This window comes from Kitasatospora sp. NPDC002040 (assembly GCF_040296785.1).
Lineage (GTDB): Bacteria > Actinomycetota > Actinomycetes > Streptomycetales > Streptomycetaceae > Kitasatospora.
This window is the reverse complement of the sequence record NZ_JBEOXV010000009.1, coordinates 227,263-242,228: the sequence shown is the minus strand read 5'-3', so window position 1 is coordinate 242,228 and position 14,966 is coordinate 227,263. Positions and strand designations below refer to the sequence as shown.

13 protein-coding genes and 1 pseudogene are annotated in these 14,966 nt (G+C 73.2%); 10 read left to right on the top strand and 4 right to left on the bottom strand.

The window, feature by feature from the left end; genetic code table 11:
* Window positions 1-114: pseudogene (locus tag ABT118_RS21390) on the top strand (dolichol-phosphate mannosyltransferase); the annotation flags it as partial.
* Window positions 115-203: 89 nt separating this feature from the next.
* Window positions 204-1,082 (top strand): YhjD/YihY/BrkB family envelope integrity protein, encoded by an 879-nt coding sequence (locus ABT118_RS21385; protein ID WP_350671038.1) that lies wholly within the window; start codon window positions 204-206, stop codon window positions 1,080-1,082.
* A gap of 34 nt (window positions 1,083-1,116) precedes the next feature.
* Here ABT118_RS21385 and ABT118_RS21380 read toward each other — a convergent pair whose 3' ends face one another.
* Entirely contained in the window at window positions 1,117-2,922 is a 1,806-nt protein-coding gene (locus tag ABT118_RS21380; RefSeq protein ID WP_350671035.1) for a D-alanyl-D-alanine carboxypeptidase, read from the bottom strand.
* A 278-nt stretch (window positions 2,923-3,200) separates the two neighbouring features.
* Here ABT118_RS21380 and ABT118_RS21375 point away from each other — a divergent pair, with 278 nt between their 5' ends.
* The 3 genes from ABT118_RS21375 to ABT118_RS21365 all read left to right on the top strand — a co-directional run bounded on the left by ABT118_RS21375 (window position 3,201) and on the right by ABT118_RS21365 (window position 5,343).
* Entirely contained in the window at window positions 3,201-3,953 is a 753-nt protein-coding gene (locus ABT118_RS21375; protein WP_350671031.1) for a GOLPH3/VPS74 family protein, read from the top strand.
* Between the two features lie 326 nt (window positions 3,954-4,279).
* Window positions 4,280-5,137 (top strand): helix-turn-helix domain-containing protein, encoded by an 858-nt coding sequence (locus ABT118_RS21370; protein WP_350671026.1) that lies wholly within the window; start codon window positions 4,280-4,282, stop codon window positions 5,135-5,137.
* Window positions 5,134-5,343, top strand: coding sequence for a DUF397 domain-containing protein (locus ABT118_RS21365; protein WP_350671023.1), 210 nt, complete (start codon window positions 5,134-5,136; stop codon window positions 5,341-5,343). Before ABT118_RS21370 ends, ABT118_RS21365 begins: the two co-directional genes overlap by 4 nt.
* A gap of 88 nt (window positions 5,344-5,431) precedes the next feature.
* Here ABT118_RS21365 and ABT118_RS21360 read toward each other — a convergent pair whose 3' ends face one another.
* The gene (locus ABT118_RS21360; protein ID WP_350671020.1) at window positions 5,432-6,526 is read right to left on the bottom strand and encodes an ADP-ribosylglycohydrolase family protein; all 1,095 of its coding nucleotides are present in this window, start codon (window positions 6,524-6,526) and stop codon (window positions 5,432-5,434) included.
* Between the two features lie 187 nt (window positions 6,527-6,713).
* Between ABT118_RS21360 and ABT118_RS21355 the strand changes: the two genes are divergently transcribed.
* Entirely contained in the window at window positions 6,714-7,820 is a 1,107-nt protein-coding gene (locus ABT118_RS21355; protein ID WP_350671014.1) for a tyrosine-protein phosphatase, read from the top strand.
* A 99-nt stretch (window positions 7,821-7,919) separates the two neighbouring features.
* A complete protein-coding gene (locus ABT118_RS21350; RefSeq protein ID WP_350671010.1) occupies window positions 7,920-8,804 on the top strand; it encodes a hypothetical protein in 885 nt (294 codons plus the stop codon).
* 15 nt (window positions 8,805-8,819) lie between these two features.
* On the opposite strand, the gene ABT118_RS21345 is transcribed toward ABT118_RS21350, so the two are convergent.
* Window positions 8,820-11,402, bottom strand: a complete 2,583-nt coding sequence (locus tag ABT118_RS21345; RefSeq protein WP_350671005.1) for a bifunctional FO biosynthesis protein CofGH — start codon at window positions 11,400-11,402, stop codon at window positions 8,820-8,822.
* Window positions 11,403-11,580: 178 nt separating this feature from the next.
* On the opposite strand from ABT118_RS21345, the gene ABT118_RS21340 reads away from it, so the two are divergent.
* Genes ABT118_RS21340 through ABT118_RS21330 form a run of 3 tightly spaced genes read left to right on the top strand, consistent with a single transcriptional unit; the run spans window position 11,581 to window position 14,562 of the window.
* Complete coding sequence (locus ABT118_RS21340) at window positions 11,581-12,717, top strand: LolA family protein (protein WP_350670998.1); 1,137 nt, start codon at window positions 11,581-11,583, stop codon at window positions 12,715-12,717.
* 5 nt (window positions 12,718-12,722) lie between these two features.
* Window positions 12,723-13,709, top strand: a complete 987-nt coding sequence (locus ABT118_RS21335; RefSeq protein ID WP_502884625.1) for an ABC transporter ATP-binding protein — start codon at window positions 12,723-12,725, stop codon at window positions 13,707-13,709.
* A complete protein-coding gene (locus ABT118_RS21330; RefSeq protein ID WP_350670994.1) occupies window positions 13,696-14,562 on the top strand; it encodes an ABC transporter permease in 867 nt (288 codons plus the stop codon). Before ABT118_RS21335 ends, ABT118_RS21330 begins: the two co-directional genes overlap by 14 nt.
* On the opposite strand, the gene ABT118_RS21325 is transcribed toward ABT118_RS21330, so the two are convergent.
* Window positions 14,559-14,888 carry a hypothetical protein gene (locus ABT118_RS21325; protein WP_350670991.1) on the bottom strand — a complete coding sequence of 110 codons (330 nt, stop codon included), beginning with the start codon at window positions 14,886-14,888 and terminating at the stop codon, window positions 14,559-14,561. The genes ABT118_RS21330 and ABT118_RS21325 overlap by 4 nt on opposite strands.
* Between the last annotated feature and the right edge of the window lie 78 nt (window positions 14,889-14,966).

Sequence of the window (14,966 nt, the reverse complement as noted above, 5' to 3'; positions counted from 1 at the left end):
GAACGCGAACTCGGCAACTCCAAGATGAGCCGCAACATCGTCATCGAAGCCCTCTGGCGCGTCACCGTCTGGGGCATCACCGCCCGCCTCGACAAACTCACCGGCAAGAAGTAACACCACGTCAGGCCCCGCACGCCGCCCGCATGCGGGGCCGCTGCTTCCGGGTGAGGATGGAGGCCCCAGGCCCCCTCCCGGAGGTTCGCGTGACAGAGTCGCTGACCCGTGCTCCGGAGCAGCCCGGCCGGTGGGCCCGGACCAGGACCAGGGCGGCCGCGCTGGCCGCCGCCGCGAAGGCGCTTCCCGACCGGGTGCCGATCGTCGGCCGGACGGTCGGGCAGCTCGTCCGGGTGAACCTGCTGGACAACGCCACCCGGCTGGCCGCCCAGGCCTTCCTCAGCGCCCTGCCCGCCCTCTTCGTGGTCGCCGTGTTCGCCCCGGCGAGCGTCCGGGACGGCGTGGTGAGCTCGCTCCGGGACCAGCTCGGCATCGAGGGCGAGGCCCAGCGCCAGGTCCAGCAGGTGATGGCGGCGGGGCACGACGACGTCGCCCAGAGCTTCGGGGTGATCGGCGCCCTGGTCACGCTGCTCTCCGCGACGGCGCTCAGCCGGGCCATGCAGCGGGTCTGCGAGCGCTGCTGGGAGATGCCCAAGTCCGGCACCCGGGTGGCCGCCTGGCGCTGGCTGGCCTGGCTGGTGGTCTGGCTGGTCGTGCTGGTCTTCCAGGGGCCGGTCCGTGACGGCTTCGGCGTCGGCGCCTGGCTCGGGCTCCCGCTCTTCATGCTGCTCGCCACCGCGCTCTGGTGGTGGACCCAGCACCTGCTGCTCGGCAGCCGGGTCCGCTGGTACCCGCTGCTGCCCGGCGCCCTGCTGGCCGGCGCCGCCATGACCGGCCTCGGCGTCGCGGCCCAGATCTACCTGCCCGGCGCCGTCTCCCGCAGCGTCACCAAGTTCGGCCCGTACGGCGTCGTCTTCACCTCGCTGTCCTGGCTGATCGTGCTCTTCACCGCCGTCACCCTGGCCATCTCCCTCGGCCGCGTCCTCGCCGAGGAGCCCCTGCTCGCCCGCCGCCTCGGCCCGCCGTGACCACGGGCACGAGGAACGGCGAGGACGACAGGCGCTAGGCGATCCGGGTCAGGCGGGAGACGATCGACGGCGGGGCCAGGTCGCTCTGGAGGGTGACCGGGACCTCGACCCGGCCCTCGCCCTCACCCGCCGCGATGGTCCCGACCGTGGTGCCGGCCTTGGCGGAGTGTCCGAGCTGCTCGGTCCTCATGGTCAGCTGCGCGGTGATCCCGGGCCAGCCCGCGACGGTCAGGTCCTTGGCGGCCACCACCGGCACCCGTCCGCCGAGCCCGTCGTCGACGTAGCCGACGACCTGGCCCTGCTTGGCCAGGGTCTGGCCGGTCAGGCCGTCCTGCGCCCCGGTGATGATCTTCTGACTGACCGTCTGGGCCGCCTTGAGCAGGTTGTCCGCGGTGGTCGGCGACTGGCCCAGCGTGACGCCGATGATCAGCCGCTTGGTGCCGCCGATGTCCTTGACCGCGGCCCACATCAGGCAGGAGCCGGCCGGGGTGCTGGAGCCGGTCTTGACGCCGATCACGCCGTTCTTGGCGGACAGCAGGGCGTTGGTGTTGTAGATCCGCTGGCCGTTGAAGGTCATGTCCGGGGTGGCGACCACCTGGCGGAACACGTCGCCCTTCATCACCTGGCCGGCCAGCTTGAGCTGGTCCTTGGCGGTGCTCTTGGTGTCGTTGTTGTACCCGGCCGGGTCGGCGTACGTGGTGTTGGTCATGCCGAGCGCCTTGGCCTCGTCGTTCATCTTCTGGACGAAGGCGGCCTCGGTGCCGGAGTCCCAGCGGGCCAGCAGGCGGGCGACGTTGTTGGCCGAGGGCAGCATCAGCAGTTGGAGCGCGTCGAACTGGGTCAGCGTCTGGCCCTCGGTGAGCTGGGCCCGGGACTCGTCCGTGTTGGCGGACTCGGCGGCGGCCTGCTTGTCCACCACGATCGTCGGGCCCGGCTCGCCCTTGCGCAGCGGGTGGTCCCGGAGGATCAGGTGGGCGTTCATCACCTTGGTGACGCTGGCGATCGGCGCCGGGGTCTCGGGGCCCGAACTGCCCAGGCTGCCGACCCCGACCACCTCGGCGGCGGCCTGGCCCTTGGCCGGCCAGGGCAGCGCCAGCGGGTTGCCGGTGAAGGTGTACGAGTTCGCCAGCGAGAGCCTGGCCGCCGGGTCGGGCAGCGGGCGGAGCAGCTGGGCGGCGACCACCGCGGCGACCACGACGGCGACGAAGAGGCCCCAGACGGTGGCGCGCTTGACGCCCCGTCGGAACGGCGAGACCGGACGGGCGGAGAGGGCGGCCAGCACCTCCATCGCCTCGGAGGTGGTCTCGGGCGCCGGCAGCGGGGCGGGCGGCTCCTCGACCGGCGGCGCGGCCGGCTCGGGCACGGTCCAGACCTGCACCGGCGGCTTCACCGGCGCGGGCTCGGGCTCGGACGCGGGCTCAGGCGTGGACTCGGGCTCGGGCTCGGACGCGGGCTCCTCGGCCGTCGCGGGCTGCTCCGCAGCCTCCGCCGGCGGCTCGGCGAGCGCCTCGTCCGCCTCGTCCTTGTCGTCCCGAACCGCGAGACGGGGATCGACCGCCCCGGCCTTCGCCGCTGCCTCCCCGACTGCCTCCTCCTCGGCCGCCTCCGGCTTGTCCGGGCTGGTCAGGGGGGCGGGCTCGACCTCGGGACCGGCCTCCTCGGGCAGCCGCAGCATGGTGGTCGCGTTGTCCACCGGCAGCCTCAGCATGGTGGTCCGGCTGTCCACATCGCGGACCCGCAGCTGGACGGTGGAGCCATTCGATTCGGTCCCGGCCCGATCGGCCGACATCTCCTCCTCGCCCGCCCCGTCGCGTCGCACCTTGTCGGGGGACTCGCCCACGTAACCCATCCTCCTCGTCCGCCGTACCGGCCGAACTCGATTTCCGTCCGCCGGTTAGCTGTCCAGTCTCCGGCACCGACGGCCGTAACGGCCGTCACACCCCGCCCGACCGGCCGTTATTCGTCCGGACCGGCCCATTTCCGGGGGTACTCAGCCTCAGACGCGGGGGTCGGGCCGGGCGGTTCCGGCCCCCACCGCTAGGTCACGATTCGGAGGCGTACTCGACAAGCCGCTGTGAGAGGCGTCACTCTGTCATTCATCCACGCGGGGAGGCTTGGATGGGCAAGAGCCGCAGAACTATTCCCGAGGAACTCCTGTTGCTCGCCTTGGACCCGACCACGGGCACCACGGCGCAGCCGCAGACCCTCGACCTCGGACTCGCCGGGGCACAGCTCGTCGAGCTGTCCTTGGCCGGAAGGATCGTCCCTGACGGGGACCGGATCGCCGTGGTGCTGCCACGACCGACCGGTGACCCGACGTTGGACCACGCGCTGGAACTGCTGCGCCGTCGCGGCAGCCCGGTGCGAGCTGCGCACTGGATCGGCGGGCCCCGACTGGGGCTCAGGCAGACCTACCTGGCGCACCTGGAGAGGTGCGGCATGGTGACCGCCGTGCCGGGCCAGGTGTGCGGAGTGCTGCCGACGACGCGGTACCAGGCGTCGGACGACTGCACCAATGCCGCGATCAAGCAGCGGCTGGACACCGCGATCCGGACTGGAGTCCCGCCGGACCCCAGGACGGCCGCGCTGGCCGCGCTGGCGCACGCCGTCGGCCTGGGCAAGCACCTCTACCCGGGCAACGAGGGCAGGTCGTCGCGGTCCCGGCTGCGCGACCTGATCAGGTACGACCCGCTGGGCGGCATGGTCGCGCACGCGGTGATGGACGTTCAGAACGGGCTGCCCAACCAGGCCCGTGGTCCGGCGACCGTTGCCGGGCCGACCAGGCCGGCTCCGGCCGGTCGACCGGCACCCAGCCGGCCGACCGCGGGCGGCAGCGGCCACGGGATGGCCAGCCGGGCGGTTGCCCGCTGAACGGAGCGCGCGGCGGACCGTGCGCGCCGGTGATCGGAAAGACCTTGAGGGGCGGTCGGGCCCGGCAGTCAACTGCCGGGCCCGACCGCCCCGTTGGCGTTTCGGCCGATCCGGCCCCTTTATCGGATCCGGGCGCCGGGCGCAAGGGGCGCCTTCCCGATTGGGTGGTTTTCCGATGATCTGTTCTAGTGCGCTCCTGCGATTCCCCGGCGCTGTACCGAGCCAAGATGGCATGCTGCTCCAAGTCAGGGGGGTTGGTACCAATTTCCACAGTCTTCCGAGGCGCGCCGCTCTCCGGCGCGTCAGAGGTACGGCCGGAGGTCGACGTGTCCGCCAACATCAATCCGACGGTTCGGCGACGCAGACTCGGCGCCGAGCTGCGGCGTCTGCGTGAACTGAAGGGGATGACGGCCGAGGAGGTGGCCGGCCGCCTGATGGTCTCCCAGTCGAAGATCAGCCGGCTGGAGAACGGCCGCCGCTCGATCAGCCAACGGGACGTCAGGGACCTGTGCGACGTCTACGAGGTCAGCGACGAGCGGATCAGGGCCGGTCTGATGGAGATGGCCCGGGAGTCCCGCCAGCGCGGCTGGTGGCACGAGTTCGGCGACATCCCCTACAGCGTCTACATCGGCCTGGAGGCCGAGGCCAGCTCGATCCGGGCGTACGAGTCCTCGTTCGTCCCCGGCCTGCTGCAGACCAGGGAGTACGCCGAGGCGGTGGTCGAGGGCACCCAGCCGGACACCGAGGTCGGCGCGATCAAGCGGCGGGTGGACGTCCGGCTGAAGCGGCAGAGCCGGATATACGGCGAGGACCAGCTCGGCAGCCTCTGGGTGGTCATAGACGAGGCGGTCCTGATCCGGGTGGTCGGGGGCCCGCGGGTGATGGCCGATCAGCTGCTCCAGCTGCTGGAGTTGAGCGAGCGGCCGAACATCAACCTGCAGGTGATCCCGTTCCGGCACGGTGCCCACCCCGGCATGACCGGGACATTCTCCCTGATGGAGTTTCCGGAGTCGGCGGATTCCACCGTCGTCTACTTCGAAGGAGTGACGAGCGACCTCTACCTCGAGAAGGAGGCCGACGTCCGCCGCTATACCAATCTGTACGACCACCTGCGGGCCGCAGCGCTCAGCGTCGCGGAGAGCCGGTCATTGATTCACACCTATGCAGAGGGGTTCAAGAGATGAGCACGAAGTCCACCAGCAACCTGACCTGGCGCAAGAGCAGCCACAGCGGTGGCAACGGCGCCTGTGTCGAGATCGCCGTCCCGAGCAGCGCCACCATCGCCGTCCGCGACTCCAAGGACCCCGAGGGCCCGCAGCTGCACTTCAGCAAGGAGGCGTGGGCGGCGTTCGCCACCGCCACCGCCACCGGTGCCTTCGGCGCGATCTGAGCCCGGCGGGCACTCCGGCGAGCGGGCCGCGGGCGACCAGCCCGCGGCCCGCTCCGCCGTTTCCGGGACGGAGGGGCCGGGGTGCCGGCTACTTGATCGGGTACCGCTCGGTCCAGGCCCGGCCGCGCAGTTCGGGTCCGTGCAGCAGCTCCAGCACGAAGTCGTCGGCCAGCTCCAGCACCGTTCCCCGGCCCTCCAGTTCGGCCACCAGCTCGGCCGGCAGCGCGGTCTCGCCGTGCAGCGCACCGAGCAGGCTGCCGCAGACCGAGCCGGTCGAGTCGCCGGCGCCGGAGTGGTTGACCGCCAGCAGCAGACCGGACTTCACGTCGTGCGCCACCAGCGCGCAGTACACCCCGATCGCGAGCGCCTCCTCGGCGACCCGGCCCTGCCCCAGCTCCTCGACCCGCTCGGCCGACGGCTCTCCGGCCCGGACGGCGTCCAGCGCCTTGCGCAGCGCCGCCGTGGTCTCCTCGTGGCCCGGGTGCTCCGACAGGGTGGCCAGCGCCAGGTGGACGCCCTCCTCCAGGGTGCCGCCCCTGGCCACGGTGTGGACGATCACCGCGAAGGCGCCCGCCGCCAGGTAGCCGGTCGGGTGACCGTGCGTCAGCACCGAGCACTCGACCGCCAGCTGGAACACCAGGCCCGGCTCCCAGGCGGTGAGCAGCCCGAACGGGGCCGCCCGCACCACCGTGGCGCTCTCCTTCGACTCCGGGTTGCGCGGCGCCTCCAGCGTCCCCGCACGCTCCGCGTCGGGGCCGGTCAGCGGGGCCAGGCAGAGCTGCCCGGACCCGCGCCGGGAGTACAGCCACTCCTGCTTCCCGAGCCACCCGAGGTCGGATCTGCGCTCGTCCGGACCCCAGTCGTACTGGGTCGACGCCCAGCGCAGGTACGCGTGGTGCACGTCGGTCGGCGGGTGCCAACTCCCGCCGTCCCGTTGGACATGAGCCCTGATCAGGCCGTCCACGGTGAACAGTGCGAGCTGGGTGTCGTCGGTGATGCCGCCGCACCGGCCGTACGCGGAGACGTACCCCGTCACGCCGTCGGGCCCGTGCGCCGCGCGGATCCGCTCCAGCGGGTCGGCCTCGATCCCGGCACCGAGCGCGTCACCGATCGCCCCGCCGAGCAGACAACCCCGCACCCTGCTGCGGAAGTCCTGCTGCTGCGCGCGTGACCACAGGGGCATCAAGGGACGGTACCTTTCCTCGGGTACAGGGGGTGGCGCACCGCCGGGGCTGGAACGCACCCGCACTGTATTCGAAAGCCGCTCCGATTTGGACCGCCGACCGGAACACCAGCTCGTCAACAAATTGTTGCCGTCACGCCACCCGGCGGCCACCGGACCCCGGCCCGGGCTTCCTAACGTCCGCACCATGACCACCACCCGCTCCCGTCTTGCCGTCGCCGTGGCCCTCACCGGCGCGCTCACCCTCGGCACCGCCGCGCTGGCCGCCTCCCCCGCCCTGGCCGACGCACCCGGGCACTCCGCCCAGCAGTCCGCGCACCGCATCCCGTTCACCGCCGCCACCGCGACCCAGCAGGCGGACGGCTCGTTCACGCTCAACTGGACCGCCCCCGGCACCCGCAGGGTCACCGTGTACGCCGGCACCGACCGGGACGGCATCCGGCACCGCACCCCCGTCGCCCGGGGCACCGGCTCGGCCACCGTGAAGGTCACCGGGCTGGCCGCCGCCGACCGCTGGTTCTTCGAGCTGGTCCCGGACCGCGGCGAGTCGCTGACCGTCGCCGACCGCTCGCTGCACCTGGCCTCCGCCCCCAACTTCCGTGACGCGGGCGGCTACCGCACCGCCGACGGCCGCTGGGTGAAGCTCGGCGAGGTCTACCGCTCGGACGACCTCAGCAAGCTGACCGACGCCGACCTGGCCAAGCTCCGGCGCCTGGGCATCCGGCAGATCTTCGACCTGCGCACCCCCGCCGAGCAGAAGAGCGCCCCCGACCGCATCCCGGCCGGCGCCACCGTGGTGAACGCCAACGTGCTCGGGGTCGCCGACACCGGCGCCTTCAACGTCACCAGCCCGGCCGCCGCCGTGCAGGCGATGGTCGACGCGGAGCGGGTCATGGTCTCCGCCGACAGCGCCAAGTCCGCCTACCGGGGCGTGCTCGGGGCCGCCGACGACCGGGGCGCGATCCTGTTCCACTGCACCGCGGGCAAGGACCGCACCGGCTGGGCGAACGCCGCGCTGCTCACCGCGCTCGGCGTCCCGCGCACCACGGTCGAGGCCGACTACCTGGCCAGCAACGACTACCGGGCCGCCGCCAACGCCGCGATCCTGTCCCAGCTGCCGCCCGCGTACCAGGCGATCTACAAGCCGCTGCTGGACGTCCGCGCCGAGTACCTGAACGCGGGCTTCGACGAGGTGCAGGCCAAGTACGGCTCCTTCGACCGCTACCTCAAGGACGGCCTCGGCCTCGACCGCCGCGGTCTGAACGCCCTCCGGGACCGGCTCCTGGTCGGCTGACCGCGCCGAAGTTTCGTACCCGCAGCGGGAGTTGGATCGGCCCGCGACGGGGCAGAACTCGCTCACAGGGATCACGAGTGCGAGGGCCGGGGGGCCACCGTGAGCGATTCGACCGAGAACACCATCCACGACGGCGAGTACCACGGCCCGGTCTTCATGGGAGGGGTCCTCAACCTGCACAACGCCCGGCTCAGGACGGGCGTCGTCGCACTGCTGGTCCTCGCCACCGCCGTCGTGGTGGGGGGCGGTGCGTTCTGGATCACCGCCCTGCTCCAGGGCCCGCAGCCCGGGCCGGCCACGACTGCGGCGGGCGGCGGCGGTTCGTCCTCGCCCGCCGCGACCGTGCCGGCGCCGGGGCCGCCGACCGCCACCCCGCCCGGGCCCGGGCCCGGGGAGTCCCACAACCCGACCCCGGTGCCGCCCGGCTCGCCGACGCCCTCGGGCCTGCCGACCGCCACCCCCGGGCCCACCACCCAGCCGCCGAGTCCCGGCACCACCCGTTCGACCACGGCGCCGCCCCCGCCGCCCTCACCGGTACCGAGCCCGACACCGACACAGGTCGCGGTGGCCGAGTGGACCGGCGGGCCGTACCGGATCACGCTGCAGCGCGGCCAGCACCTGGACACCGGGACCCCCGGCCCCGACCACGCGGTCGGCGACGCCGAGTGGAGCCCCCGGACCACCTTCGGCTGGACCGGGAAAACCGACAAGGGGTCCGAGTACGCCGCGATCAAGGGCGTCTGGAACGCCGGGGCCTACCTCGACCCCGGCCAGCCGCCGACCCATGCCGCCTGCATGGCGCAGCCCCGGTTCTCCGTCCCGGACGGGGTCGCCCCGCGCGGCTTCGAACCGGGCGACCGGGTCTGCCTGTTCACCCAGAACTCCGACGCCCTGCTCACCGTCCTCGGCAACACCGCCGCGGCCGGGGTCTGGGAGGGCGGCGAACTCACCGTCGAGGTCCGCTACGGCCCCCCGGCGGACTAGCGCCTGTCCGACGGGTCACTCCAGCACCGGGAGCAGCTGCGGCAGGTGCCCGTCCGAGGCCAGGGCGGCCGCCCGGCGCTCGGCCGGGACCTCGCCGTAGGTGGTGGTGCGCTGGCGGTGCGGGCGCCCGGCCGCTTCGGCGATCGCCTCCAGGTCGCGGACCGACATGTAGCTGCCGTAGGCGGAGCCGGCCATCCGGGAGATGGTCTCCTCCATCAGGGTGCCGCCCAGGTCGTTGGCGCCGGAGCGGAGCATCTCCGCCGCGCCCTCGGCGCCCAGCTTCACCCAGCTGGTCTGGAGGTTGGTGATGTGCGGGTGCAGCAGCAGCCGGGCCATCGCCATCACCGCCCGGTTGTCCCGCATGGTCGGTCCCGGCCGGGCGATCCCGGCCAGGTAGACCGGGGCGTTGGTGTGGATGAACGGCAGCGTGACGAACTCGGTGAAGCCGCCGGTCCGCTGCTGGATCTCGGCCAGCAGCCGCAGGTGGCCGAGCCAGTGCTGCGGCCCGTCCACGTGCCCGTACATCATGGTGGAGGACGAGCGGATGCCCAACTCGTGTGCGGTGGTGACCACTTCGACCCAGGTCGCGGCGGGCAGCTTGCCCTTGGTGAGCACCCAGCGCACCTCGTCGTCGAGGATCTCCGCCGCCGTGCCGGGGATGGTGTCGAGCCCGGACGCCTTCGCCTCGGCCAGCCAGTCCCGGATCGAAAGACCAGTCCTGGTGGCCCCGTTGACCACCTCCATCGGCGAGAAGGCGTGCACGTGCATCCCCGGCACCCGGGCCTTCACCGCGCGGGCGATGTCGAAGTACGCGGTGCCCGGCAGGTCGGGGTGGATGCCGCCCTGCATGCAGACCTCGGTGGCGCCGACCCCCCAGGCCTGCTCGGCCCGGTCGGCGACCTGGTCCAGCGAGAGGGTGTAGGCGTCGGCGTCCGTCCGCCGCTGGGCGAAGGCGCAGAACCGGCAGCCGGTGTAGCAGACGTTGGTGAAGTTGATGTTCCGGGTGACGCAGTACGTGACCTCGTCGCCGACCGCGTCCCGGCGGACCGCGTCGGCGATGCCGCAGAGCGCGTCCAGCGCCGCCCCGTCGGCCCCGAACAGCGCCAGCGCCTGAGCGTCCGTCAGCCGGACCGGGTCGTCGGCCGCGACGGCCAGCGCCTGCCGCAGGTCGCCGCCCAGCCGCTCCGGCGCGGAGCTGCCGACCTGGGCCCGCAGCTCCTCCCAGTCGCCGTAGACCTCCTCGAAGTCGGCCCGGCGGTCGCCCGTCCGCCCCTCGGTGTCGATCTCCCGGTGCAGCTCGGTCCGCCCGGACGAGGCGGGCAGGTCCTCCGGCTCCTGCCAGGGCAGGCCGACCGGCATCGCGTCCGCCCGGGCCAGCCCGGTCTCCGGGTCGGCCAGCGCCCGGACGTGCGGCATGATCCGCGGGTCCAGCCAGGGCTCGCCGCGCAGCAGGTACTCCGGATACACCGTCAGCCGCTCGCGCAGTGCGAAGCCCTGGGCCGCCGTCCGCTCGGCCAGCTCCTCGATCTGCGGCCAGGGGCGCTCGGGGTTGACGTGGTCGGGCGTCAGCGGCGAGACGCCGCCCCAGTCGTCGATGCCGGCGCCGATGATCAGCGGGTACTCCTGGTCCACCAGGTTCGGCGGCGCCTGGATCCGGGCGGACGGGCCGAGCACCAGCCTGGTGACCGCGATCGCGGCGGCCAGCTCCTCCAGCTCGGCGTCCGGCATGGCCCGCATCGCGGTGTCCGGCTTGGCCCGGAAGTTCTGCACGATCACCTCCTGCACGCCGTGGTAGCGGCGGGCGGTGCGGCGGATCGCGAACAGGGCGTCGGCGCGCTCCTCGTAGGTCTCCCCGATGCCGATCAGCACCCCGGTGGTGAACGGCACCGCGCTGCGGCCGGCGTCCTCCAGCACCCGCAGCCGGACGGCCGGCTCCTTGTCCGGCGAGCCGTGGTGCGGGCCGCCGGGCTCGGACCAGAGCCGGGTCGCGGTGGTCTCCAGCATCATGCCCATCGAGGGCGCGACCGGCTTGAGCCGCTGGAAGTCGGTCCAGCTCAGCACCCCGGGGTTGAGGTGCGGCAGCAGCCCGGTCTCCTCCAGCACCCGGATCGACATCGCCCGGACGTAGGACAGGGTGTCGTCGTACCCGTGCGCGTCCAGCCACTCGCGGGCCTCCGGCCAGCGGTCCTCCGGCCGGTCCCCGAGCGTGAACAGCGCCTCCTTGCAGCCCATCGCCGCGCCCTGCCGGGCGATCTCCAGCACCTCGTCCGGCGACAGGTAGAGGCCGTGGCCGTCCTTGCGGAGCTTGCCCGGCACCGTGACGAAGGTGCAGTAGTGGCACCGGTCCCGGCACAGCCGGGTGAGCGGGATGAACACCTTCTTCGAGTACGTGATGACCCCGGGCCGCCCGGCCTCGGCCAGCCCGGCGTCCCGGATCCGGGCCGCCGTGGCGCACAGGTCCGCCAGGTCGTCGCCCTGGGCCCGGAGCAGCACCGCCGCCTCGGCCACGTCCAGGGCCACCCCGTCCCTGGCCCGGCGCAGCGCCCGGCGCATCGAGGAGGCGGTCGGTGCGGACGGCCGGTCATCCGTAGCATTCATGAGGCCGACCATACCCAGCGGTTACTACGTGCGGATGACGTAACCCTGATGTGGGGTCAGGGTCACGTGGGCCGGTGGTCGTACGGAGATCCGGCCCTCCAGGGCGATGCCGGGGGAACCCCGCGCGGGCTCTAATGGTTGGGCAGGGCAGGACATCTGACAACGAGGGGTAGCAGTCATGGTGGACGAAGTGAGGCCGTACCGGTCCGGGCGACGCACCACCGCCCGGGTGCTGGTGCCGGTCGGGGTGGTGGCACTGACGGCCGCCGGGATCGGTCTGGTGCCCGCGATGGCCGGCGATTCCGGGCCCTCGCTGCCCGCCCTGACGGCGGAGCAGGTGGTGGCCAAGGCGCTCGGCTCCGAGGCCGAGGCACTGTCGGGCACGGTGAAGGTCAAGGCCGATCTCGGGGTGCCCGCCCAGCTGCTCGGCGGGGCGCTGCCCGGCGCGGCCGGCGGCCACGACGGAGGCGGCAAGGAGCGCGGCTCGCAGGCCGCGCCGGAGACCAAGCTGCTCGAACTGCTCGGCGGGGAGCACACGCTCCAGGTCGCGGTGGACGGTCCGGACCGGCAGCGGATCGGCCTGATCGGCGGCCTGACCGGCTACGAGCTGGTGCACAACGGCGGCGAGCTCTGGGCCTGGGACAGCCGGAGCAACGACGCCGTCCACCTGACCGGCCCTCAGGCCGCCCGGGCCGAGCACCCGAAGACGCCCCTCCCGGTCACCCCGCAGGACGCGGCCCGCCGCTTCCTCACCCTGAGCGCGGAGTCGACCTCGGTCACCGTGGCCGGCACCGCCGAGGTGGCCGGGCAGAAGGCGTACCAGCTGAGCGTGAAGCCCAGGCAGAGCGGCTCGACCATCGCCGAGGTGCGGATCTCGGTGGCGGCCGACAACGGCGTGCCGCTGGCCGTGCTGATCCGCTCGACCGACGGCTCCAAGGTGCTGGACGTGCACTTCAGCGAGGTCTCGTTCAGCAAGCCCGCAGCCTCCACCTTCAAGTTCACCGCCCCCAAGGGCGCCCGGGTGACCGAGCGGTCGGCCGGCGACGCGACCGCCGCCGCGGCCGAGCACCGTCCGGCGCAGTTGCCCGGGGCCGGCGGGGTCGACCTGGTCGGCGAGGGCTGGGCGACCGTGCTGACCGCCAAGCTGCCGCAGGGCGACGGCGGTTCCTTCGCCAAGGCGCTCGGCAAGCCGGTCGGCGGCGGCACCCTGATCGGCACCAAGGTGCTGAACGTGCTGCTCACCGACGACGGCCGGGTCTTCGCCGGCGCGGTCACCCCGCAGGTGCTGCAGAACGCGGCCGGGGTGAAGCCGTAGTGGCCCTGCTCCAGCAGTCGGACGGCCGGGCGGCGGACAGCCGCCCGGCCGTTTCGGCGGACGTGATCCGCACCAGCGGGCTGACCAAGCGGTTCCGGGGCGGCCAGCTCGCGGTGGACAGCCTGGACCTGGCCGTCCCCCGGGGCTCGGTGTTCGGCTTCCTCGGCCCAAACGGCTCCGGCAAGACCACCACCATCCGGATGCTGATGGGCCTGATCGCCCCCACCGCCGGGGTGGCCACCGTGCTCGGTGAGCCGATGCCCGGCGCGGTCTCCTCGGTGCTCCCCCGGGTCGGCGCCCTGATCGAGGGCCCGGCGCTGTACGGCTTCCTCTCCGGCCGGGACAACCTGGCCCGGATCGACGCCGCCGACCCGACCACCGACCCGCGCACCCGGTCCCGCCGGGTCGACGAGGCGCTCGACCGGGTCGGCCTGACGGCGGCGGCGGGCAAGAAGGCCCGGGCGTACTCGCTCGGGATGAAGCAGCGGCTCGGCCTGGCCTCCGCCCTGCTCCGGCCGCGCGAGCTGCTGGTGCTGGACGAGCCCACCAACGGCCTCGACCCGCAGGGCATGCGGGAGATCCGCGCCCTGATCCGGGAGGTGGCGGCGGACGGCACCACGGTCTTCCTCTCCTCCCACCTGCTCGACGAGATCGAGCACGTCTGCACCCACGCGGCCGTGATGTCCAAGGGCCGGCTGCTGGTGCAGGGCACGGTGGCCGAGCTGGCCGCCCGCGCCCAGGGCCGGCTGGTGGTCCGCACCCCGGACGTCGCGCTGGCCACCGAGGTGCTGACCGGCCGTCAGGTCGCCGACCTGAGCAGCGCCGACGACCGGGTGCAGGGCACCCCGCCACCGGGCGAGCAGGAGCTGCCGAAGCTCTGCGCCGCGCTGGTCGAGGCCGGGGTGCGGGTGCACGGCTTCGGCGTCGAGCGCGGCACACTGGAGGACGCCTTCGTGGCACTGACCGGGGAGGGTTTCGATGTCGCTGGTTGAGACGCGGCCACTGGCCGCCGCGGCGTCCGTACGCGGGTCGCTGTCGCTGTTCCGGAGCGAGCTGGGGCTGACCTTCCGCCGGGCCAGGACGATCACCCTGCTGGCCATCCTGGCCGGGCTGCCGGTGCTGATCGGCCTGGTGATCAAGTGGCAGACGGACGAGTCCGGCGGCGGTGGCGGCGGTCCCGCCTTCATCGCCCAGGTGACCCAGAACGGCCTGTTCCTGGTCTTCACCTCGCTGGCCGTCACGCTGCCGATCTTCCTGCCGATGACGGTGGGCGTGGTGGCCGGTGACTCGATCGCCGGCGAGGCCGCCTCCGGCACCCTGCGCTACCTGCTGGTCGCCCCCGCCGGGCGGACCAGGCTGCTGCTGGTCAAGTTCGCCGCCGGGATGACCTTCTGCCTGGCCGCCACCCTGGCCGTCGCCCTCTCCGCCCTGGCCACCGGCGCGGCCCTGTTCCCGCTCGGCGAGGTCACCCTGCTCTCCGGCGACACCGTCGGGCCGGGCACCGCCCTGCTCCGGGCCGTGCTGATCGCCCTGGTGGTGGCCGCCTCGCTGGCCGGCCTGGTCGCGATCGGCCTGTTCGTCTCCACCCTGACGGGCAGTGGGATCGCCGCGATGGCCACCACCGTGGTGCTGGTGATCACGGTGCAGATCCTGGACACCTTCCCCCAGCTGCACGCCATCCAGCCCTACCTGTTCACCCACCACTGGCTCAGCTTCGGCGACCTGCTCCGGCAGCCGATCCACTGGGACAACGTGCTGCAGAACCTCGGCCTCCAGGCCGTCTACGTGGCCGTCTTCGGCTCCGCCGCCTGGGCCCGCTTCACCAGCCGCGACATCACGGCCTAGGTGGTGCGAGAGGTCGCGGCCGCGCAGGCGAGCACCGCGAGCTGGGCCGGGGAGACCAGGAAGAGCGGGGACCAGTCCGGGCAGACCAGCCGGACGCCTGCGGTGAGGCCGTGCAGGCGGGCCCGGGGGGATCCCCTGAGCTCGACCCGGTCCAGCCGGTAGGGGGACTCCAGGGTGATCGGTGAGTGGCCCCGGCGCTGCCAGCAGATGGTGACGGGGCCACCGGGGCGCTCGGAGCTGAGCAGCAGGTCGCCGGTCTCGGCGGCGTCCGTCCCGCGGCGGACGGCCGGCACCCGCCGGACGGGCTGCACCGGGAGCTGCACCATCGCCACACCTCCTGCGGCCGGGCCGCTGGAGCTGCGGCACCCCGGACGTTAGCAGGAGAGCGGCCCGGTTGAGGAGAT

Coding starts and splice junctions, on each gene's coding strand:
- ABT118_RS21330 (WP_350670994.1), top strand. CDS start 13,696: ATGTCGCTGGTTGAGACGCGGCCACTGGCCGCCGCGGCGTCCGTACGC.
- ABT118_RS21325 (WP_350670991.1), bottom strand. CDS start 14,888: ATGGTGCAGCTCCCGGTGCAGCCCGTCCGGCGGGTGCCGGCCGTCCGC.
- ABT118_RS21355 (WP_350671014.1), top strand. CDS start 6,714: ATGACCACCACCCGCTCCCGTCTTGCCGTCGCCGTGGCCCTCACCGGC.
- ABT118_RS21360 (WP_350671020.1), bottom strand. CDS start 6,526: ATGCCCCTGTGGTCACGCGCGCAGCAGCAGGACTTCCGCAGCAGGGTG.
- ABT118_RS21340 (WP_350670998.1), top strand. CDS start 11,581: ATGGTGGACGAAGTGAGGCCGTACCGGTCCGGGCGACGCACCACCGCC.
- ABT118_RS21375 (WP_350671031.1), top strand. CDS start 3,201: ATGGGCAAGAGCCGCAGAACTATTCCCGAGGAACTCCTGTTGCTCGCC.
- ABT118_RS21345 (WP_350671005.1), bottom strand. CDS start 11,402: ATGAATGCTACGGATGACCGGCCGTCCGCACCGACCGCCTCCTCGATG.
- ABT118_RS21365 (WP_350671023.1), top strand. CDS start 5,134: ATGAGCACGAAGTCCACCAGCAACCTGACCTGGCGCAAGAGCAGCCAC.